This window comes from Microcystis sp. M53602_WE12, assembly GCF_030065455.1.
GTDB classification, from domain to species: domain Bacteria; phylum Cyanobacteriota; class Cyanobacteriia; order Cyanobacteriales; family Microcystaceae; genus Microcystis; species Microcystis aeruginosa.
This window is the reverse complement of the sequence record NZ_JASJFB010000402.1, coordinates 1-18,226: the sequence shown is the minus strand read 5'-3', so window position 1 is coordinate 18,226 and position 18,226 is coordinate 1. Positions and strand designations below refer to the sequence as shown.

The 18,226-nt window shown below is 42.0% G+C and carries 17 protein-coding genes and 4 pseudogenes; 17 read left to right on the top strand and 4 right to left on the bottom strand.

Going from position 1 to position 18,226, the window contains the following annotated elements; all coding sequences use genetic code 11:
* Window positions 1–145 precede the first annotated feature (145 nt).
* The gene (locus PX482_RS13645; RefSeq protein ID WP_002758539.1) at window positions 146–1,180 is read right to left on the bottom strand and encodes a M42 family metallopeptidase; all 1,035 of its coding nucleotides are present in this window, start codon (window positions 1,178–1,180) and stop codon (window positions 146–148) included.
* A 114-nt stretch (window positions 1,181–1,294) separates the two neighbouring features.
* Entirely contained in the window at window positions 1,295–2,632 is a 1,338-nt protein-coding gene (locus PX482_RS13640; protein ID WP_002758537.1) for a helix-hairpin-helix domain-containing protein, read from the bottom strand.
* 248 nt (window positions 2,633–2,880) lie between these two features.
* On the opposite strand from PX482_RS13640, the pseudogene PX482_RS13635 reads away from it, so the two are divergent.
* From PX482_RS13635 to PX482_RS13565, 14 genes and pseudogenes are all read left to right on the top strand, one after another.
* A pseudogene (locus PX482_RS13635) lies at window positions 2,881–3,231 on the top strand (helix-turn-helix domain-containing protein); the annotation flags it as partial.
* Between the two features lie 315 nt (window positions 3,232–3,546).
* Window positions 3,547–3,816 carry a hypothetical protein gene (locus PX482_RS13625; RefSeq protein ID WP_288024978.1) on the top strand — a complete coding sequence of 90 codons (270 nt, stop codon included), beginning with the start codon at window positions 3,547–3,549 and terminating at the stop codon, window positions 3,814–3,816.
* Between the two features lie 610 nt (window positions 3,817–4,426).
* Window positions 4,427–5,087 (top strand): annotated as a pseudogene (locus tag PX482_RS13620) (IS1/IS1595 family N-terminal zinc-binding domain-containing protein).
* 182 nt (window positions 5,088–5,269) lie between these two features.
* A pseudogene (locus tag PX482_RS13615) lies at window positions 5,270–5,558 on the top strand (IS1 family transposase); the annotation flags it as partial.
* A 616-nt stretch (window positions 5,559–6,174) separates the two neighbouring features.
* Window positions 6,175–6,417: a gas vesicle structural protein GvpA gene (gene gvpA / locus PX482_RS13610; RefSeq protein ID WP_425311603.1), complete on the top strand. Its 243-nt coding sequence runs from the start codon at window positions 6,175–6,177 to the stop codon at window positions 6,415–6,417.
* Between the two features lie 371 nt (window positions 6,418–6,788).
* On the top strand, window positions 6,789–7,004 hold the full coding sequence (gene gvpA / locus PX482_RS13605) for a gas vesicle structural protein GvpA (RefSeq protein ID WP_002735503.1): 216 nt from the start codon (window positions 6,789–6,791) through the stop codon (window positions 7,002–7,004).
* A gap of 382 nt (window positions 7,005–7,386) precedes the next feature.
* Window positions 7,387–7,602 (top strand): gas vesicle structural protein GvpA, encoded by a 216-nt coding sequence (gene gvpA, locus PX482_RS13600; RefSeq protein WP_002735503.1) that lies wholly within the window; start codon window positions 7,387–7,389, stop codon window positions 7,600–7,602.
* A gap of 267 nt (window positions 7,603–7,869) precedes the next feature.
* Window positions 7,870–8,508: a gas vesicle protein GvpC gene (gene gvpC / locus PX482_RS13595; protein WP_002758529.1), complete on the top strand. Its 639-nt coding sequence runs from the start codon at window positions 7,870–7,872 to the stop codon at window positions 8,506–8,508.
* A gap of 610 nt (window positions 8,509–9,118) precedes the next feature.
* Complete coding sequence (gene gvpN, locus PX482_RS13590) at window positions 9,119–10,159, top strand: gas vesicle protein GvpN (protein ID WP_002758527.1); 1,041 nt, start codon at window positions 9,119–9,121, stop codon at window positions 10,157–10,159.
* Window positions 10,160–10,188: 29 nt separating this feature from the next.
* A complete protein-coding gene (locus PX482_RS13585; RefSeq protein WP_288023303.1) occupies window positions 10,189–10,599 on the top strand; it encodes a gas vesicle protein in 411 nt (136 codons plus the stop codon).
* On the top strand, window positions 10,556–10,864 hold the full coding sequence (locus PX482_RS13580) for a hypothetical protein (RefSeq protein WP_002773813.1): 309 nt from the start codon (window positions 10,556–10,558) through the stop codon (window positions 10,862–10,864). The genes PX482_RS13585 and PX482_RS13580 overlap by 44 nt, the downstream gene beginning before the upstream one ends.
* Before the next feature lie 375 nt (window positions 10,865–11,239).
* Complete coding sequence (locus tag PX482_RS13575) at window positions 11,240–11,713, top strand: gas vesicle protein K (protein ID WP_002758523.1); 474 nt, start codon at window positions 11,240–11,242, stop codon at window positions 11,711–11,713.
* Between the two features lie 15 nt (window positions 11,714–11,728).
* The gene (gene gvpF, locus PX482_RS13570) at window positions 11,729–12,463 is read left to right on the top strand and encodes a gas vesicle protein GvpF (RefSeq protein WP_002796984.1); all 735 of its coding nucleotides are present in this window, start codon (window positions 11,729–11,731) and stop codon (window positions 12,461–12,463) included.
* 14 nt (window positions 12,464–12,477) lie between these two features.
* Window positions 12,478–12,738 carry a gas vesicle protein GvpG gene (locus PX482_RS13565; RefSeq protein WP_002758521.1) on the top strand — a complete coding sequence of 87 codons (261 nt, stop codon included), beginning with the start codon at window positions 12,478–12,480 and terminating at the stop codon, window positions 12,736–12,738.
* A 123-nt stretch (window positions 12,739–12,861) separates the two neighbouring features.
* On the opposite strand, the gene PX482_RS13560 is transcribed toward PX482_RS13565, so the two are convergent.
* A complete protein-coding gene (locus PX482_RS13560; RefSeq protein ID WP_002758520.1) occupies window positions 12,862–13,194 on the bottom strand; it encodes a gas vesicle protein in 333 nt (110 codons plus the stop codon).
* Window positions 13,195–13,286: 92 nt separating this feature from the next.
* On the opposite strand from PX482_RS13560, the gene PX482_RS13555 reads away from it, so the two are divergent.
* The 3 genes from PX482_RS13555 to PX482_RS13545 all read left to right on the top strand — a co-directional run bounded on the left by PX482_RS13555 (window position 13,287) and on the right by PX482_RS13545 (window position 17,943).
* A complete protein-coding gene (locus PX482_RS13555) occupies window positions 13,287–13,970 on the top strand; it encodes a GvpL/GvpF family gas vesicle protein (RefSeq protein ID WP_002758519.1) in 684 nt (227 codons plus the stop codon).
* Between the two features lie 12 nt (window positions 13,971–13,982).
* Window positions 13,983–15,884 (top strand): ArsA family ATPase, encoded by a 1,902-nt coding sequence (locus PX482_RS13550; RefSeq protein WP_288023306.1) that lies wholly within the window; start codon window positions 13,983–13,985, stop codon window positions 15,882–15,884.
* Window positions 15,885–16,098: 214 nt separating this feature from the next.
* Entirely contained in the window at window positions 16,099–17,943 is a 1,845-nt protein-coding gene (locus PX482_RS13545) for an AAA family ATPase (RefSeq protein ID WP_288023308.1), read from the top strand.
* Here PX482_RS13545 and PX482_RS13540 read toward each other — a convergent pair.
* Window positions 17,900–18,226: pseudogene (locus PX482_RS13540) on the bottom strand (hypothetical protein); the annotation flags it as partial. The gene PX482_RS13545 and the pseudogene PX482_RS13540 overlap by 44 nt on opposite strands.

Here is an 18,226-nt window from a genome sequence, read left to right as displayed (position 1 = left end):
CTCAGCATCCCTATAAAACTCAAATCTTGGACTTCCATTCCTGCAAAACCCAATGGGCAACTCGTTCACTCTATTTTGAGGGACAGAAGCGAAATCAATTCTGTATCCTACACTACCGTTTGAATTTGGAATTGCTGAAAAATAGCTAAATTAGTTGACAATAAACTTCTAATATGCTAATGCAGTTAGCTATGGCTCCTAAATGGGCGATTTCATAACCGTGGGTGTTTTGGGTGGGAAAACCTAAGCAAGCGGCCTTAGCTATATGACCGAATTTCATGGCGATGGAGGCATCGCTACCAAAACCACTAATAATGGCTAATTGCAGCGGTATTCCCGCCTTTTCGGCCGCTATTCTTAATTCTTGATTTAATTCCTCATCATAGATACCGTAACCATCCTGAGACAATAAAACAGGAGTGCTGCCATCCTTAATCGGATATTCAGGAGCGAGGGGACAGATTTCTAGGGCAATTAAAGCATCTAAGCGGTTATTTGCGGTAAAAAATAAGGCCCCTAATGCTCCTACCTCCTCCTTAGCTGAGGCAACCAGATATATATCCACCGCGGGGTTAATTACTCTGGCCGCTAATGCTAAAAGAATCGCCACGGAAGCCTTATTATCAAGGGTATAACTGGCAATGTAGTCTTTTAGTCGCAAGGGTTGTTTTCGGTGTTTTCCCACCACGACTCGACTACCGACGCGCACCCCGCAAGCGTCTAATTCTTCTGGAGTCAATTTCGTCTCTATCCATGCGGATTCCCAGGTGACGGGAGTGTTTTCCTGCTGTACTTTTTGCGGAGATTGATGGGAAATATGACGGGAACCAAAGGAGAGAATTCCCGATCTGGTTTCCCTATCACCGATAATATCCACCACTCCCTCTCCGTAAATCCAAGGAAAAGCTCCCCCAAGTTGGCGAATTTGCAGAGTACCATCGGGATTAATTGCTTTGATAATAGCACCAATTTCGTCTTTATGACCAGTAATAGCAATTTTTTTGGTCGAATCTCGTCCTCTAATTTTGCCGATGACATTTCCCGCTTGATCTTGCCATGTTTCTAATCCTAACTCTTGAAAGCGTTCTAGTAAAAAGCGATCGATTTCCGTTTCCATCCCACTAGGAGAATGATGGAGGACAAGAGTGGCAATAGTGTCAAAGAGGTGATCAAAATCCATATTTGTCTTGATTTGTGGGTCGAAAGAGAATTATTATCGAAACCGGAAATCGAAAAGGTTTTACAGGAACAATATTGGCGCAGCCATGGCTCTTGGGTGATTGCCAGTTAGCATTTAATGATTAATCAGAGGTGCAGAATTAGCCAGAAAACCCGCAACTTTCAGAGACTCTAGCACCGAATTGTCATCCTCTACCCAATAGTTTTGTCCTAAACGCACAAATTGACGCTGAGTTCCCGCACCAATGGTGGCAATAACGGGAACTTTTGCCTTTTGTTTGTCTCCCGATTGCAGAATACTTTTGAGAAGATTTTGACGATTTTGGTTGACGACATCTTGCAGCGATAAATTAACCATCACCATTTTAATGGTTTCGATCGGTTCCGCATCTTCGATAATTAATTGTACCCGATCATCTCGGCGATCAACTTTTCCCCACACCATTAAAGTTGCTTCCTCCACTAATAATTTTTGCAGACGTTCGTAGGTATCAGAAAACACCACCGCTTCCGATTGTCCCGAGGCATCTTCTAGGGTTAAAAATGCCATCGGAGTCCCTTTTTTGGTCATAATTTTCTTAACGGCATTTAATAAGACAATTGCACTAACTTTTTTTCTGGTTTTGTGTTCTTCTAAGTCAGCTAAATTGATAGGAGATAGGACTTGAGCGGCTCTTTGTAAAGCTTTTAAAGGATGTTCGGAAACATAAAAACCTAAATGTTCTTTTTCCAGTTTTAACTTTTCCTGTAGGGAAAAATCTTCTACTGCGGTGGCACTGGGAGACTGTTCAAACTCGGATTCTTGTTTATTTTCTGTGTTACCTCCTAGCATATCAAAAATATTCATTTGACCACTTTCTTTCTCTTTGGTGCGTTTTTGCGCCCAAGCAACTACTAATTCTAAATCTTCAATTAATTGATGGCGATTAGGTTGAATTTTATCAAAAGCACCACAATAAATTAGCGTTTCTAAAGCTCTTTTGTTGACCAATCGCAAATCAACACGTTCGCAAAAATCCCCTAAGGAAGTAAACTTTCCTCCTGTTGCTTCCCGGGCTTTTAAAATAGCCTCGATCGCATTTTCGCCCAGATTTCTAACTGCGGACAAACCAAAGAGAATTTTGCGTCCAATCGGGGTAAAATGTTTTTGCGATCGATTGATGTCGGGAGGTTCGACATCGATATTCATTTTCTGACAGTTTTCTCGATACTTTTCCACCTTATCCTGATTATCGCTACTAGCAGTTAGTAACGCTGTCATATATTCCACAGGATAATTAGCTTTTAAATAAGCGGTTTGATAGGTGACGTAAGCATAAGCGGTAGAGTGAGATTTATTAAAACAATTGGAAGCAATTAACCCGTTGCCCAGCAAAAAATTATGATCTTTCTCCACACCAATATCGTAAACGGGTTTTCTTCCCAAGGATTGACGACCGATAATTTTAACCATATTAGTAACCCAACTCTCCAGAGATTTTGGCAACGGTGCTAATAGAAATATAGCATTTCTTTGCTCAATCAGGCTCCCCAGGACAAAAAAATTACCAGATTAATAACTAAAGTGTATATTTTACCTACAATAGGTTAGGATCAAATTAAACAACATCATCGAAAATTTTGGTCTGAAACCCCGCCATTTCAGGTGGGCTTTAATTTAAATACTAGCGCATTTACACTATATATGCTAGAATGTGAGGCATGGAGAAAGCCTATTAGTTTCGATTTTACCCAACACCCGAACAAGAGTCGCTATTGCGGCACACCTTGGGCTGTGTAAGATTAGTTGACAATAAAGCTCTCTATGTCAGAACACAAGCTGGGTATGAAAGACAAGAAAGAGTAGGATACAGTCAAACTTCTTCAATGTTAACCGAGGAGAAAAAACAAGAAGAATTAGACTTCTTGAATGAGGTTAGCTGTAGTCCTTGGCCACAAGGTTTAAGACACCTATAAACAGCTTTTACTAATTTCTTTGCTGGTGGTACTAAATTTGGTTGGTTCTTCGTTACTTGGTATGGTTCGATAGGGGGGCATAAATCGACTAAATCCTTATCTGGCAAGAGACTTAATTGATTAGTTCGCTCTAGATAAGAAATAATTGACAAAAATCGCTAAATGCCTTTCTATATAAGGGTTACATCCCTTATAACCCCCGTCCATTGCATAACACAAACCGAAGAGCCATTTGGTTAAAGGGTAGCAACGCAAAGCGGGACAAAATGCAGCAGTTGAGATAGCAAAGAAACCTTGCCCCTGAGGGTAAGGGCCCATATCGTACCTTGACGAGAGGTCAGCACTGGCTAGTTCACGCATTGTGTTATAATTCTGGCCAAGCCATCAAGGGATTTGAAAAGGAGTAACACCATGAGTCTATCTTCAGAAGCCTATCGCCAAGCCCTCGTGCGGGATGGAGAACGGCGCTATCGCGAATGGCACCAAAATTATCACAACCAATGCCGTCAATCAACGGCTGAATACCAAGCTCGTTCTGCCCAACAACGTCCAACAAAGCCTTGGATTTCCTCGGAAGCCTACCGCCAATTTTTAGTCAAAGATGGGGAGCGGCGTTTTGCGGAATGGCATGGCGAGTTTTTAGACTATCAAAGACAATTTCTGGCCCGTCAATCCACCTAAACGGATGTCAACAAATCCGCATTACAGCAATCTCTGAAAATAGTGGCCAGAGTCCCCGAAAAAATAGCTAATACCAATTTTCAATAGTCCTGGCAGGCATTCTACCACCCCCCCCTTGCCCACCCGAATTCGGGTAGGCAAGGGGGGGTATCGCATCTCAAAAGCTATTGACAATCGGCTAATTTTGTGATACGTGTGGGCATTTCAAGTGATACCAGTCAATCAAAATAGTTACGAAATCTTAACATTTAGTCGATTTTTGTTTAACAGTTGAGATGAGAAATTCTACTCAAGTATGCCTGGATCGCCCTCTGGGTAAGCAAATCACACGAGGTTCATTTTGTCAAGGGTTGTTAAGATGTGTTTACCTTACCATGTTGCTTATTCGGTATGAACTGTGTAATATACTTATTACTCTCGGCTCGCAGATCACTATAGATGGTGTTTTGACAACGGATAAAACCTACCCGAAGTCGAATTAGTTCAACTTACGCCAGTACAGGCAGTGGGTGGCTTAATCCAAAAACACCATATGTGGAAAATGAGCGAACCGTCAGTTTATCAATAAAAATAATTGGCTCAAATCAATCCTTAAACCTCTAGCTTGATCATGACTTTTCTGATAAGTATCTCTTTATGGCTCGTGGAGGACCTGCTCAAATATCAGCCTAGCACGGAGCAAAATCCCCCCACTGGTTTGCCTGTATTTACTTGTCCTAGTTGTGGTTCTCACCATACTATTAAGAACGGTTATATTCCTAAGGGGAAACCCAAACGTCACTGTCAAGAATGTGGTCAACCGTTTGTGATCAATCCCACTAATAAAACTATCTCTCCCGATACCAAGACAATTAATCGATCAACTCTTGCTCGAACGAATTTCCTGACGAGGAATTGCCAGAGTAACAGGGGTAAATTGGTCATGTTTACAAAATTATGTCAACAATAAACTAGCGGCTGTACCCCGTCAAGTAAAGGTTTCGGACAAACCAAAAGGTAAATTGCTCATAGAATGTGATGAGATGTGCCCTTTTGTTTTTTCTAAGACGATAAAGGTCTATATTTGGCGGTTAATTGATAGAAAGACAAGGGAACTTATTGGTGGTCATTTAGGATATAGGAGCCGCCAATCAGCTAAAAAACCTTGGCCAAGTTTACCCGGTGTTTACCGACAATGTGCTGTTACTTACACTCATTTTTGGGAGTCCTATAAGACAGTAATTCCGAGTAAACGTCATCGAGAGGTAGAGCCAAGAAACTGGTCAAAGTAATCCCCTTGGAAGACTTAATAATACCTTTCGACCAAGGATTTCTCTGCTGGTGAGAGAGAGCCTATCTTTCTCTAAAAAAATGGAGAATCACCTTGGGGAGTCCTTTGGTATTTTATCCATGACTACAATCCACAGCAAAGCAAAGCATTAAGGCTCCATCACCACTACCGAATCACCACCCAGAAAAATCAAAAGGCAAATTAGTCATAGAGTGTGATGAAATGTAGTCATTGGTTTTTTTTAAGACGATAAAGGTTTATATTTGGCGGTTAATTGATAGAAAGACAGGGGAAATTATTGGCGGCTATGCGCGGAGATAGGAGTCGCCAATCAGCCAAAAAACTTTGGGGCCAGTTTACCCGGTGTTTACCGACAATGTGCTGTTACTTACACTGATTTTTGGAAGTCATATAAGACAGTAATTCCGAGTAAACGTCATCGAGCGGTAGGAAAAGAAACTGGTCAAACTAATCCCATTGTAAAGACTTAATAATACCTTTCGACCAAGGATTTCTCTGTTGGTGAGAGAGAGTCTATCTTTCTCTAAAAAAATGGAGAATCACTTTGGCGCTGCTTGGTAAGCTGAACGGCTTTTACTTCGGATCACCGATATAGACTCCAAAAGGGTTATAGCTGTTGGATCATGCAGGTTAAGCGCCGTTTAGCTTATTTTATCCATGACAACAATGCACAGCAAGGCAAAGCATTAAGCCTCCATCAATACTACAGAACCACAACCAGAAATTTTTGTCAAGTAAAAATTGTACCAAATTTATAAGATCACATTTTATTCTCTTTTCAACTTCAATCTAATTCAATCTAAAAATCGAGAAAAAAGCAAAACCGTCCATCGTACCATAAAAAAATTATGCAATAGGTCTAATGTATCCGACTTATCTGAGAAATCCCTACACACTTCTTAACAAAAAAAATGAGAAATCCCTACACACTTCTTAACAAAAAAAATCGAAATTAGGTATTGACAACAACAAAACAAGGTGTTATCTTTAAAATTGCGGAAGTGATGAAGGCAGAAAAACAAAATGGATTTCTGGATCCTCCATGATTTCAGCACTGTACACCTTCTATGAAAACAACAAAAAGGTCTATTACCATGGCAGTTGAAAAAACTAACTCTTCCTCTAGCTTGGCTGAAGTTATTGATCGTATCCTTGACAAAGGTATCGTTATTGATGCCTGGGCTCGCGTCTCTCTGGTGGGAATCGAATTATTAGCGATTGAAGCTCGTGTAGTTATCGCTTCGGTTGAAACCTACCTCAAATATGCTGAAGCCGTTGGTCTGACTCAATCTGCGGCGGTTCCTGCTTAAGGACTGAACCCAGATTCTCCCATCGGCTGAGTTAAAACCCTAGTGGTTTTTCCAGATTCTCGGCTTTTCTTTAATCCCTGTTGAGTTTAGTTACCCCTGTCTTGGGGCGCAATAGTCTATAATTTATAGGGTCGGCACGGCAACGGATAGCGAAGACAAAGCTAGACGCAGACAAATTGTTTTTGTAACCGTGATTTTGTCCCTTGTAGCTAGGTTTACCCCCAATCACCAGAGTGTGAGACTCACTATTTTTCGGAATAGAAAGCAATTATTTGGGTAGGAAGCTGCGCCCCTTGGTCTTGGGTAGTTCGCCATCTCAACTTTTGGATCAGCGCTGTACACTCTCTATACAAACAAAAAGGTCTACTACCATGGCAGTTGAAAAAACTAACTCTTCCTCTAGCTTGGCTGAAGTTATCGATCGTATCCTTGACAAAGGTATCGTTATTGATGCTTGGGCTCGCGTATCTCTCGTCGGAATCGAATTATTAGCGATTGAAGCTCGTGTAGTTATCGCTTCTGTTGAAACCTACCTCAAATATGCTGAAGCAGTTGGTCTGACCCAATCTGCGGCGGTTCCTGCTTAAGGATTGCTCCCAGATTCTCCCATCTTCTCAGTTAAAACCCGACCGGGTTTTGCAGGTTCTTGGGTTTTCTTTAATTTCTATTGAGTTCAGTTACCCCTCTCTTGGGGCGCAATAGTCTATGTTAATAGGGTTGGCACGGCAACGGATAGCTAGAACAAAGCTAGACTCAGACAAATTATTTTTGTGACCGTGATTTTGACCCTTGTAGCTAGGTTTACCGCCTATCGCCAGAATGTGAGCCTCTCTATTTTTCGCAATAGCGCAATGGAAAGCCATTCTTTAGGTAGTGAGGCCACGCCCCTTGAGATGGGGTAGCTCCCTATCTCAACTTTTGGATCAGCACTGTACACTCTCTATACAACTAACAAAAAGGTCTATTACCATGGCAGTCGAAAAAACCAACTCTTCCTCTAGCTTAGCTGAAGTTATTGATCGCATCCTTGACAAAGGTATCGTTATTGATGCTTGGGCTCGCGTATCTCTCGTCGGAATCGAATTATTAGCAATTGAAGCTCGTGTAGTCATCGCTTCGGTTGAAACCTACCTCAAATATGCTGAAGCAGTTGGTCTGACTCAATCGGCGGCGGTTCCTGCTTAGGGATTGATCCCAGATTCTCCTATCTGCTCAGTTAAAACCCGACCAGGTTTTCTAGATTCTCGGCTTTTCTTTAATCCCTATTGAGTTTAGTTACCCCTCTCTTGGGGCGCAATAGTCTATAATTGATAGGGTAGTTCACTATCTCAACTTTGGGGTGATAAGAAAAGTCGGACTCTACTGTCTCTCCCCCCAGTCCCCGTGAAGGTTTTCCTAGCGGGTGATTGGGTCTAATCCATTCCATAGTATTTAGTAATTGAGGACAACCCCATGCCTGCTCTCATGGAACAGTTCCGCCAGGAGCGTTTATCGATTGCTGGAGAGGTAGCTAAACTCTCGCAAGAAGTCCAAGCTTTTTTGTCGGATGTTAAAACTGAAAGACAAAAACAAGCGCAAGAACAGGCAACTGCCTTGCGTCAGTCTTTCCAAAAAGTTCAACAGGAAAGCCACTTGTTTTTAACAGCTACCCAAAAACAGCGTTTAGCTCAAGCGGAAAAGCAAAAAGAGGATTTACGTCAATTTCAAGAACAACGTTTAGCGGCAGCGAAACAGCTAGACAACGACTTACGGCAACAGCGTCTAGATCGAGCCAAACAGCTAAAGGACGATTTAAGTCAATTCCAAGAACAACGTTTAGCTGAAGCGAAACAGTTGGCAAACGACTTACGTCAACAGCATCTAGATCGAGCTAAACAGCTGAAAGAGGATTTAAGTCAATTCCAAGAACAGCGTTTAGCGGCAGCGAAACAGCTAGAGGACGACTTACGCCAACTTCATCTAGATCGAGCTAAACAGGTGAAGGATGATTTGAGTCAATTTCAAGAACGACGTTTAGCGGAAGCGAAACAGCTAAAAGACGATTTGCGTCAATTTCGTCAAGAGTTGTCTATCTACGTTTTTGGCAAATAAATCTCTAGGTTAATTACAACCCACTTAAGCCTAGGGCTAGAGTAAAAACCCTCTAGTCCCTTTTCCTGGCTAAACTAGAGGACTATCTGAAAATACAACAATAAGCCTTTGGTTTTAAACCTAGCCAGTCCTGCCTTTTCAAGTTTCTAGACTCAACGTAGGATTGGTGGGTTCCTCTTCAGGCTGCTCTAGGGCTCTGGTAAATTAAGAAGTATTATAAAACTTCACTTAGTTTATAGCTAATGTTGTCATTATTAGTCTTTTATTGACAAAGGAGGTAAGGGAAAAGGACTGCATCTGGGCTTGTCATTGTTTAAGTCTTGAAAAGTAATCTAGACAAGAATTTTATTCCCTTGACTAATGAATATCCTGAAATACCTTCAGAATCAAGGTTCTAGATCTAATTGATGACAGTTCCTAATTTTTTGTGATATTATTATGAGGTAAGCCTTAAAAGCCAAAGACGATTAAACTTGCCGTAAAATTCGGGTAACACAAGCGTCCTCGCCTACTCGGTTATTAAGGGGAAACCTGAACCAGCAGTTGTTAGCTCAAGAATACCCGTACGCTTCAGGCGGGGATTATCAATGGTATTTACTAGATTTCAACTATGACAGTTACTGAAACTCAAACAAGAAGAGCCGTCCTCAGCCTCCGCCCCGGTCAATTTGTTGTTACGCCTTCGATTGATCAAATTGCCACCCGCGCCTTACGTTATCTAAACTCTGGTTTTTCCATTCATCTATGTGGCCCAGCAGGAACGGGAAAAACCACCTTGGCAATGCACTTGGCCAATTGTTTAGCCAGACCTGTGATGCTAATCTTTGGCGATGATGACTTTACCAGTTCCGATTTAATTGGTAGTCAGTCTGGCTACACCCATAAAAAACTGATGGATAACTATATCCACAGCGTTCTCAAAGTTGAAGACGAGCTAAAACACAATTGGGTGGATTCTCGCTTAACAATGGCCTGTCGCGAGGGGTTTACCCTAGTTTATGATGAGTTCAATCGTTCTCGACCTGAGGTCAACAACGTTTTACTCTCTGCCTTGGAAGAAAAAATTCTCACCCTGCCGCCCACTAGCCATCAACCCGATTACCTACAAGTCAATTCTCAGTTTCGGGCAATTTTCACCTCCAACCCAGAAGAATACTGTGGGGTTCATGCCACCCAAGATGCTTTAATGGATCGGTTGGTAACTATCAATATGCCTGAACCAGACCAACTAACTCAGACAGAAATTCTTGCTCAAAAAACGGGGATTGGTCGAGAAGATGCTTTATTTATTGTCAACCTCGTCAAAACCTTTCGTGTGAAAACTGCGACTGAAAAAACGTCGGGTTTGCGCTCCTGTTTAATGATTGCTAAAGTCTGCGCCTCTCACGATATTGCGGCCAACTCCGCTGACTCGGACTTCCGTGATATCTGCGCCGATGTTCTTTTGTCACGCACAAATTTATCTGTTGATAAGTCAAGAGCGATTTTATGGGAAATCCTCGAGGACAATCCGTTAGAATCCTTATCCTTTCTAGAGGAAGAGGAGCCTTCCGATGCCCAAGCGTCAACTCCTGAGCCTTCGACAGGAAATCAGTCGTTAAAAGCCATTCAATCTTTACTGCGAGGCAACTTGCCCCAGCGAAAAGACTAATTTTATACTCTTATTGAGTGAAACCAACCGTGACTTCTTCCACTTTTGCTGGCTCGCTCAAAAACCAGTCAAACAACTCCCTAAAAACAGCAACTCAAGGTTCGAGTTTAGCGGATATACTCGAACGAGTTTTAGATAAAGGAATTGTGATTGCCGGCGATATTTCCGTTTCGATCGCCTCCACTGAACTTATAAATATCCGCATTCGTTTGTTAATTGCCTCTGTTGATAAAGCCAGGGAAATGGGGATCAACTGGTGGGAAGGAGACCCCTACCTCCATAGCCAATCCCAAGCTTTACTAGCAGAAAATCGGGAACTTTCGCTCCGACTCCAAACCCTGGAAACTGAGCTTGAAACCCTAAAATCCTTAAGCCAATTGAGTGCAATAGAGAGCCATGATACCAGTCCGAACGATGAAGCACATTCCTCAGATGCGTGAAATTCCTCACCTGAATCCTCAAAGGTTAGGAAATTTACACGAGACGATTGCCCCCCTGGATAAGGCCAGGGAAACTGCGATTAACAGCTTGCAAGGTTATCCCTACCTCCCTAGCCAAGGCCAAGCTTTATTCGCAGAAAACCTGGAACTTTCACGCCGACTTCAAACCTTAAAATCCTTAACCAAATGGAGTGTAGTGGAGAGACGTGATGGCAGTCCCAACGATCAATCACATTCCTCATATATATTGAAATTCCTCAATTGAATCCTCAAACGGTCAAGAAGTTTACAGCAGTTAACGATTGCCTCTGTTGATAGAGCAAGGGAGATGGCAATTAATGGGTGGGCAAGCGACTCCTATCTCTATAGCCAATCCCAAGCCTTATTAACAGAAACCCCGGCAGCTAAACTTTAAGCCTTAAAATCCCTACCCTAATCGGGGGCAATCGAGGGCCATGATACCAGTTAAAATAATCAAGCACATTCCTCCTGTCGGAGAAATTCGTCCCTGGAATCTTCACAGGGCAGGGGAAGGTTGAAATTGTTTAATTACATCATTTTTTCCCTCAGATAAAATTTCTTGGCCAAGCCTCCCACTAGAGACTCACCGTCAAAAACTGCTCATTTACCAACTCCAACCATGACACTTGCTTGCACACCTTACGATTCTGATAATCAAGCCTTGCTGACCCGTCCAGAAAGTAATAGCCAAGCTGGTTTAGCCCCTTTACTGTTAACTGTCGTGGAACTGGTACGCCAATTGCTCGAAGCCCAAATCATTCGCCGGATGGAAAAAGGGGTTCTCAGTGAGTCTGATTTAGATAGAGCCGCAGAAAGTATCCAAAAATTGCAAGAACAAATTCTCTATTTGTGTGAAATTTTTGAGGTTGAGCCAGAAGAGTTAAATGTCCACCTAGGAGAGTTTGGAACTCTTTTACCGGAAGCAGGGAGTTATTACCCGGGAGAGGAGGGTATTAAGCCTTCTGTGTTAGAATTAGTGGATCGACTCCTCAATACAGGGGTTGTTGTGGAAGGAAATGTTGATCTGGGTTTAGCTCAACTAGATTTAATTCATCTAAAGCTTCGTTTGGTTTTAACTTCTCAGCCGGTTTAATTTGGGAGAATACTGATGACAGTGGGTCTTTATTTATATGGAATATTTCCCGAACCAGTTCCTGACGGACTCGTTTTGCAAGGGATTGATAATGAGCCAGTTCACAGTGAGATGATTGAGGGTTTTAGTTTTCTCTACTCCGCTGCTCATAAAGAGAAGTATTTGGCATCCCGTCGCTATTTAATTTGCCATGAAAAAGTATTAGAAACTGTCATGGAAGCAGGGTTTACAACGTTGTTGCCCCTGCGGTTTGGCTTAGTTATCAAAACCTGGGAATCCGTCACCGAACAATTAATTAGTCCCTATAAAACCCAACTGAAAGAATTATTTGCTAAACTGTCAGGCCAACGAGAGGTTAGCATTAAGATTTTTTGGGATAATCAGTGGGAATTACAAGCGGCTTTGGAGTCTAATCCGAAGTTAAAGCAAGAACGGGATGCGATGATGGGGAAAAACTTAAATATGGAAGAAATTATTCATATAGGTCAACTCATTGAAGCCACTGTATTGCAACGGAAACAAGACATTATTCAAGTCTTTAGAGACCAATTAAATCATCGCGCCCAAGAGGTGATTGAAAGCGATCCGATGACGGATGACATGATTTACAATGCAGCTTATTTAATTCCCTGGGAGCAAGAGCCGGAATTTAGCCAAAACGTTGAAGCGATCGATCAGCAGTTTGGTGATCGCCTAAGAATTCGCTATAACAATTTAACCGCACCCTATACCTTTGCCCAACTTGTCTAAGGAGAGTATTAGTTATGTTTCTCGATCTTTTATTTCTTCCTGTTACCGGTCCTATTGGGGGTCTGATCTGGATTGGGGAGAAAATTCAAGAGCGTGCAGATATAGAATATGATGAGGCGGAAAATTTGCACAAATTGTTATTATCCTTACAACTATCTTACGATATGGGCAACATTTCTGAGGAGGAGTTTGAAATTCAGGAAGAAGAACTTTTATTAAAAATTCAAACCTTAGAAGAAGAAGAGGCAGAAAACGAATCTGAATCTTCTCTCTAAACTTGCAATCTTTCCCACCACATAGATCATGAACAAAATCACAAATTGTAAGCTTAGTAAGGGCGGATTTGACAAGCTCAAGAACTCGTTGAAGCTTGGTCAGAACTAGCCCTTGGTTAAGCCTTAATATTCTAGGTAAAAAGTTTGGAAATTACTGGAATTATTAGAGGAGTGAGCAACAGTTTTGGGGGAATCAGGTTTTTTAGCTACACTAGGAGGGTTGGCTGTACGCAAATTTTGAATACTTTGTTCTGTAGTCTCAATTTGCTCTGTCACAAACGTGAGACGATTTTTTAATTGCTGAATCTGCCGCTCCATCATTTCTAATTTTTCTTGGATACGTTGTTTTTCAGTAATTAACTTATAAAGCTCAAGTTGGTGATCTGCTTCAGATTGTTTCCGAGGCATGGTGCTAATTTTAGATCTAATTGGTCTGGGTGGACGAGTGGTTGTCATAACAATCCCTGAATAACTTAGAATATTCTAGCATATCAACGCCCCAATATAAAAACTTGTAAAAAATCGTCAATTTTCTTTCGGTCAACCCTATGAAATTGTACAATCTATATACTTACGCTTTTTTGAAAACCCCCATAGAAAGCCTAAAATTACCCGTTGGAATGGCTAACCCATTGTTACTGATAACTGGTGGAGAGCTATCGGCCGTAGTCGAACCCGAAGTTGGTTTAGACACTTTACAAAATGATGATGAACGCTTGATTCAATCGGTTTTATGTCATGATCGAGTCATCTGTGAATTATTTCAACAAACCACTATTTTACCCTTACGTTTTGGCACATCTTTTTTAGAGACAGAAAATTTACTGACTCATCTTTGTTCTCATGGCCAAGAATATCAAGAAAAAATTGAAGAACTTGAGGGAAAAGGAGAATATCTTTTAAAATGTATTCCCCGTAAGCCAGAGGAGCCTGTACTCTCTTCTGAAAGCAAGGGCAGACAATATTTTTTAGCCAAAAAACAGCTTTATGAAGCCCAACAAGATTTTTATACTTTGCAAGGTTCAGAATGGCAAAATCTCGTGAATTTAATCACCCAAAGCTATCCATCAACGAGGATTATTACTGCTCCGGGGACAGAATCACGAATTTATCTTTTAGTTAATCTTCAAGAAGAACCTTTACTAATCGAGCAAGTCTTGCATTGGCAGAAAGCCTGCCCCCGTTGGGAATTACAATTAGGACAAGTTTCTCCCCCCTATCACTTTACTTAACTTGATTTCTCTATGACTAACTTTAACTTGGTAAATAACTCTCTAAGTCGTTATGACACTCGACATTTAGTTATGTTTAGTGGCAAAGGAGGAGTGGGAAAAACCACCCTTTCCTGTGGATTTGCTCGCCGTTGGGCTAAATTATTTCCCGAGGAACAAATCCTGTTAATCTCAACCGATCCTGCTCATTCTTTAGGGGATGTATTGCAAACAGAAGTTAGCGATCAAGCATCACCTGTAAAAGACTTACCCAACTTAAAAGTTAGGGCATTAGATGCGGAAAAATTGCTCTTAGAATTTAAAGAAAAATACGGAAAATTTTTAGAACTTTTAGTAGAACGGGGCAGTTTTGTTGAAGGAGAAGATTTAACTCCTGTTTGGGATTTAGACTGGCCAGGTTTAGATGAAATTATGGGTCTATTAGAAATTCAACGATTACTTATTGACAATGTTGTAGATCGAATTGTTGTTGATATGGCTCCCTCTGGTCATACCTTGAATTTATTGGGAATTAAAGACTTTTTAGAGATTATTTTAAATTCTTTAGAGTTGTTTCAAGAAAAACATCGTGTTATTTCGCAAACTTTTTCAAAAACCTACAATGCCGATGATGTGGATGACTTTTTAGTCAAAACACAAGCAGAATTAACCGAAGGCAAACGAATCCTACAAGATCGGGATTTTACCCTTTGTTTAATTGTGGCAATTGCCGAACCGATGAGTTTATTAGAAACCGAACGATTACTCAATAGTTTGCATCACTTAAATATTCCCTGCGGCAGCTTATTTATTAATCGCATTCTAACGGATCCTAATCAAAATTTAGATCGCTATAGTGAGCAACAGCAACTCCTGGATAAATTCCTAAAAATTCCAGGTCAAGAGACAATTTTCACCCTGCCCCAACAATCAAAAGAACCCCTAGGAGGTGAAGCATTAGATCAGATCATGAGTCAAATTAAAATCATCGAAAAAGTAGAATTTACTCCCCCGCCTACTATTCAATGGCCGCAAAAAATTCTGCCGAGTTTTAGTGATTTTATTGACGACAAACGCCAACTCATTATCATTGGTGGCAAGGGGGGAGTGGGAAAAACCACCGTTGCTGCGGCCATTGGTTGGGCGTTAGCTAATCGTCATCCCGATCAAAAAATTAGAATTATTTCTATTGATCCAGCGCATTCTTTGGGAGATGCCTTTGGGACAAAGTTAGGACATCAATCCACACAATTAACTGCTAATTTAAGTGGTCAAGAAGTTGATGCTAATATCATTTTAGAAAAATTTCGAGATGATTATTTATGGGAACTGGCAGAAATGATTAGTGGTGAAGGTAAGGAAGAAGGAAACATCAAACTAGCTTATACTCCGGAAGCTTGGCGACAAATTGTAGCTCAATCTCTGCCAGGAATTGATGAAATGTTATCCCTAGTAACAGTGATGGATTTATTAGACCAGAAACAACAAGATTTGATTATTTTAGATACGGCTCCTACCGGTCATCTCCTGCGATTTTTGGAAATGCCAACGGCTTTAGGAGATTGGTTAAGTTGGATTTTTAAGCTTTGGATGAAGTATCAAAATGTCTTAGGGCGTGTAGATTTAATGGGACGATTGCGAACCTTAAGACAACAAGTGATGTCTGCCCAGAAAAAACTAAAAGACCCCCAACATACAGAATTTATTGGAGTTTTGCAAGCCCAAGATGCTATAGTTGCCGAACAACTGCGATTGACAGCATCTTTGAAAAAAATGGGAGTCTATCAACGTTATGTCGTGCAGAATCGTTATCATGCTAATGAGGAAATTGATTGGGATTTATTCCCAGAGCAAACTTTGATCCGCTTACCCAGTTTACCCCGGTCAGTAGAACCTCTAGCCCGGGTAAAAGGCGCGGCAGATCTGTTATTTTAAAGGTAATTAGTCTGCTCAAGTCGGACTTCTCAACCCCATCTATCACCCAGTCCCCACGGCAATTCTCATTTTGAAACGATTTTGCGTTGTTTCAGCGATCTAGAGACTCGTTAAGAATTATTAACCCCTCTAGGTGCCAGGGTTTTAATGTCATGAAACCTTAAAATGAGAATTGCTGCAGTCCCCATCTTTCACTTGACTCAGGAGAAATTTTATGGTAGAACTATTCAAAGGCTTTGAGCAATTAGTCGAACTGGCTAAAACCTTAGAGGAAAAACTGGAAAAAGGGGAAATTAAAACCGAAGTGCAGTTTAACTCTCGTCCCTTGAGTAACATCCCCCGTTCTGGCGGTATTCCCCGTTCAGGGGGAGTTTCTCGTCCGAGCAATTCTGCTGGGGATGATTTTGAGGTTAATCGCAATCGGTCATCTCCCACTGATTCAGGGGTTGAAGACACTGTGACACCGCCCGAAGGACCGACCACAGCTTCTCTGAAAGATGTTGGTGGCTTGACGGAAGTGATCAAAGAACTCAAGGAACTAATTGCCATTCCTCTGAAACGCCCTGACTTGTTGGCCAAGTTAGGACTTGAACCCACTCGCGGCGTTCTCTTAGTCGGGCCCCCTGGAACCGGTAAAACCCTGACCGCCCGTGCTTTGGCCGAAGAACTCGGTGTTAACTATATTGCCTTAGTCGGACCAGAGGTGATCAGCAAATATTATGGGGAAGCCGAGCAAAAACTGCGGGGAATTTTTGAGAAAGCCAGTAAGAATGCGCCTTGTATCGTTTTTATTGACGAAATTGATAGCATGGCACCCGACCGCAGTAAAGTTGAAGGGGAAGTAGAAAAAAGACTGGTAGCCCAATTGCTGGGTTTAATGGATGGCTTTGCCCAAAGCCGAGGGGTGATTGTTCTAGCGGCGACAAACCGTCCCGACCATCTTGACCCTGCCCTCCGTCGCCCTGGACGGTTTGACCGAGAAGTCCTCTTTCGGGTGCCTGACCGGGCGGGTCGTTTAGAAATCCTCCATATTCTCACCCGTTCCATGCCCCTAGATGAATCGGTTTCCTTAGCTCTGATTGCCGATAATGCGGTGGGATTTGTCGGGTCAGATTTAAAAGCCGTTTGCCAGAAAGCGGCCTATAGTGCTTTGCGACGCCAGGTTCCTACGATTGACTCGCAAATTCCAGAAACAATGACGGTGGTCCAAGCCGACTTTTTGCAAGCCCTTAAAGAAGTTAAACCGGCGGTATTGCGGTCTGTGGAAGTGGAATCTCCCCATGTGGACTGGGACAATATTGGCGGACTTGAACAGATTAAACAAACCCTACAGGAGTCCGTGGAAGGGGCATTACTCCATCCTCAATTATATACGCAAACCAAAGCCCAAGCTCCCAAAGGTATTTTACTTTGGGGTCCCCCCGGAACGGGAAAAACCTTATTGGCCAAAGCGGTTGCATCTCAGGCGCGAGCTAATTTTATTAGTATTAATGGACCTGAGCTTTTGAGTAAATGGGTGGGTGCGAGTGAACAAGCGGTGCGTGAGTTGTTTGCCAAAGCTCGTCAGGCAGCACCTTGTGTGGTTTTTATTGATGAAATTGATACTTTAGCACCAGCAAGAGGTCGTTATAGTGGGGATTCAGGAGTGAGTGACCGGGTTGTGGGACAAATCCTCACGGAGTTGGATGGGTTGCAAACGGGGGCAACGATTTTAGTGATTGGAGCCACTAATCGCCCAGATGCGTTAGATCCAGCCTTATTGCGAGCGGGACGGTTGGATTTACAGTTAAAAGTTGATTTACCGAATGCCTCTAGTCGTTTAGCAATTCTCGGGGTTCATAATGATGAACGTCCTTTACAGGATGTGGATTTAGGCTATTGGGCCGAGGCAACCGAAGGCTGGAATGGCGCAGATTTAGCGTTATTATGTAACCAAGCGGCACTGATGGCAATTCGTCGTTATCGCCATCAGGGAATGACTGACCCGGCTGAGATTCGCATTACAACGGCTGATTTTAATCATGCTTACCAACTGTTGGTTGAACAGCGTGCCAATTGATTTTTTTTCCCCCTTGCTTTAGTAGGGGGGAGAATCTCAATTCAGGAAAACCATCGTAAAAAGGAAAATTTTCAAAAATGTCTGCAATCATGGGTCTAATACTAAATCCGGTTATTAAAAACTGATTATTTATTTCCCCTTTTGCATGAGTGCCTGTCCTGATATGTAGCCTATACTCAACGGATTTGTGCGAAACGTTTAGGCATGAAATAAGGTTGAAATACCTGAAATAACCGCCTAGTAAGGTCTTCAGTCCCCTGACTGAATCTAATAGGTCAACCCT

Excerpts from the sequence above, each read along its gene's own strand:
- PX482_RS13645 (WP_002758539.1), bottom strand. The coding sequence starts at position 1,180 with ATGGATTTTGATCACCTCTTTGACACTATTGCCACTCTTGTCCTCCAT.
- PX482_RS13640 (WP_002758537.1), bottom strand. The coding sequence starts at position 2,632 with ATGGTTAAAATTATCGGTCGTCAATCCTTGGGAAGAAAACCCGTTTAC.
- PX482_RS13625 (WP_288024978.1), top strand. The coding sequence starts at position 3,547 with ATGAGTCTATCTTCAGAAGCCTATCGCCAAGCCCTCGTGCGGGATGGA.
- gvpA (WP_425311603.1), top strand. The coding sequence starts at position 6,175 with ATGAAAACAACAAAAAGGTCTATTACCATGGCAGTTGAAAAAACTAAC.
- gvpA (WP_002735503.1), top strand. The coding sequence starts at position 6,789 with ATGGCAGTTGAAAAAACTAACTCTTCCTCTAGCTTGGCTGAAGTTATC.
- gvpA (WP_002735503.1), top strand. The coding sequence starts at position 7,387 with ATGGCAGTCGAAAAAACCAACTCTTCCTCTAGCTTAGCTGAAGTTATT.
- gvpC (WP_002758529.1), top strand. The coding sequence starts at position 7,870 with ATGCCTGCTCTCATGGAACAGTTCCGCCAGGAGCGTTTATCGATTGCT.
- gvpN (WP_002758527.1), top strand. The coding sequence starts at position 9,119 with ATGACAGTTACTGAAACTCAAACAAGAAGAGCCGTCCTCAGCCTCCGC.
- PX482_RS13580 (WP_002773813.1), top strand. The coding sequence starts at position 10,556 with ATGATACCAGTCCGAACGATGAAGCACATTCCTCAGATGCGTGAAATT.
- PX482_RS13575 (WP_002758523.1), top strand. The coding sequence starts at position 11,240 with ATGACACTTGCTTGCACACCTTACGATTCTGATAATCAAGCCTTGCTG.
- gvpF (WP_002796984.1), top strand. The coding sequence starts at position 11,729 with ATGACAGTGGGTCTTTATTTATATGGAATATTTCCCGAACCAGTTCCT.
- PX482_RS13565 (WP_002758521.1), top strand. The coding sequence starts at position 12,478 with ATGTTTCTCGATCTTTTATTTCTTCCTGTTACCGGTCCTATTGGGGGT.
- PX482_RS13560 (WP_002758520.1), bottom strand. The coding sequence starts at position 13,194 with ATGACAACCACTCGTCCACCCAGACCAATTAGATCTAAAATTAGCACC.
- PX482_RS13555 (WP_002758519.1), top strand. The coding sequence starts at position 13,287 with ATGAAATTGTACAATCTATATACTTACGCTTTTTTGAAAACCCCCATA.
- PX482_RS13550 (WP_288023306.1), top strand. The coding sequence starts at position 13,983 with ATGACTAACTTTAACTTGGTAAATAACTCTCTAAGTCGTTATGACACT.
- PX482_RS13545 (WP_288023308.1), top strand. The coding sequence starts at position 16,099 with ATGGTAGAACTATTCAAAGGCTTTGAGCAATTAGTCGAACTGGCTAAA.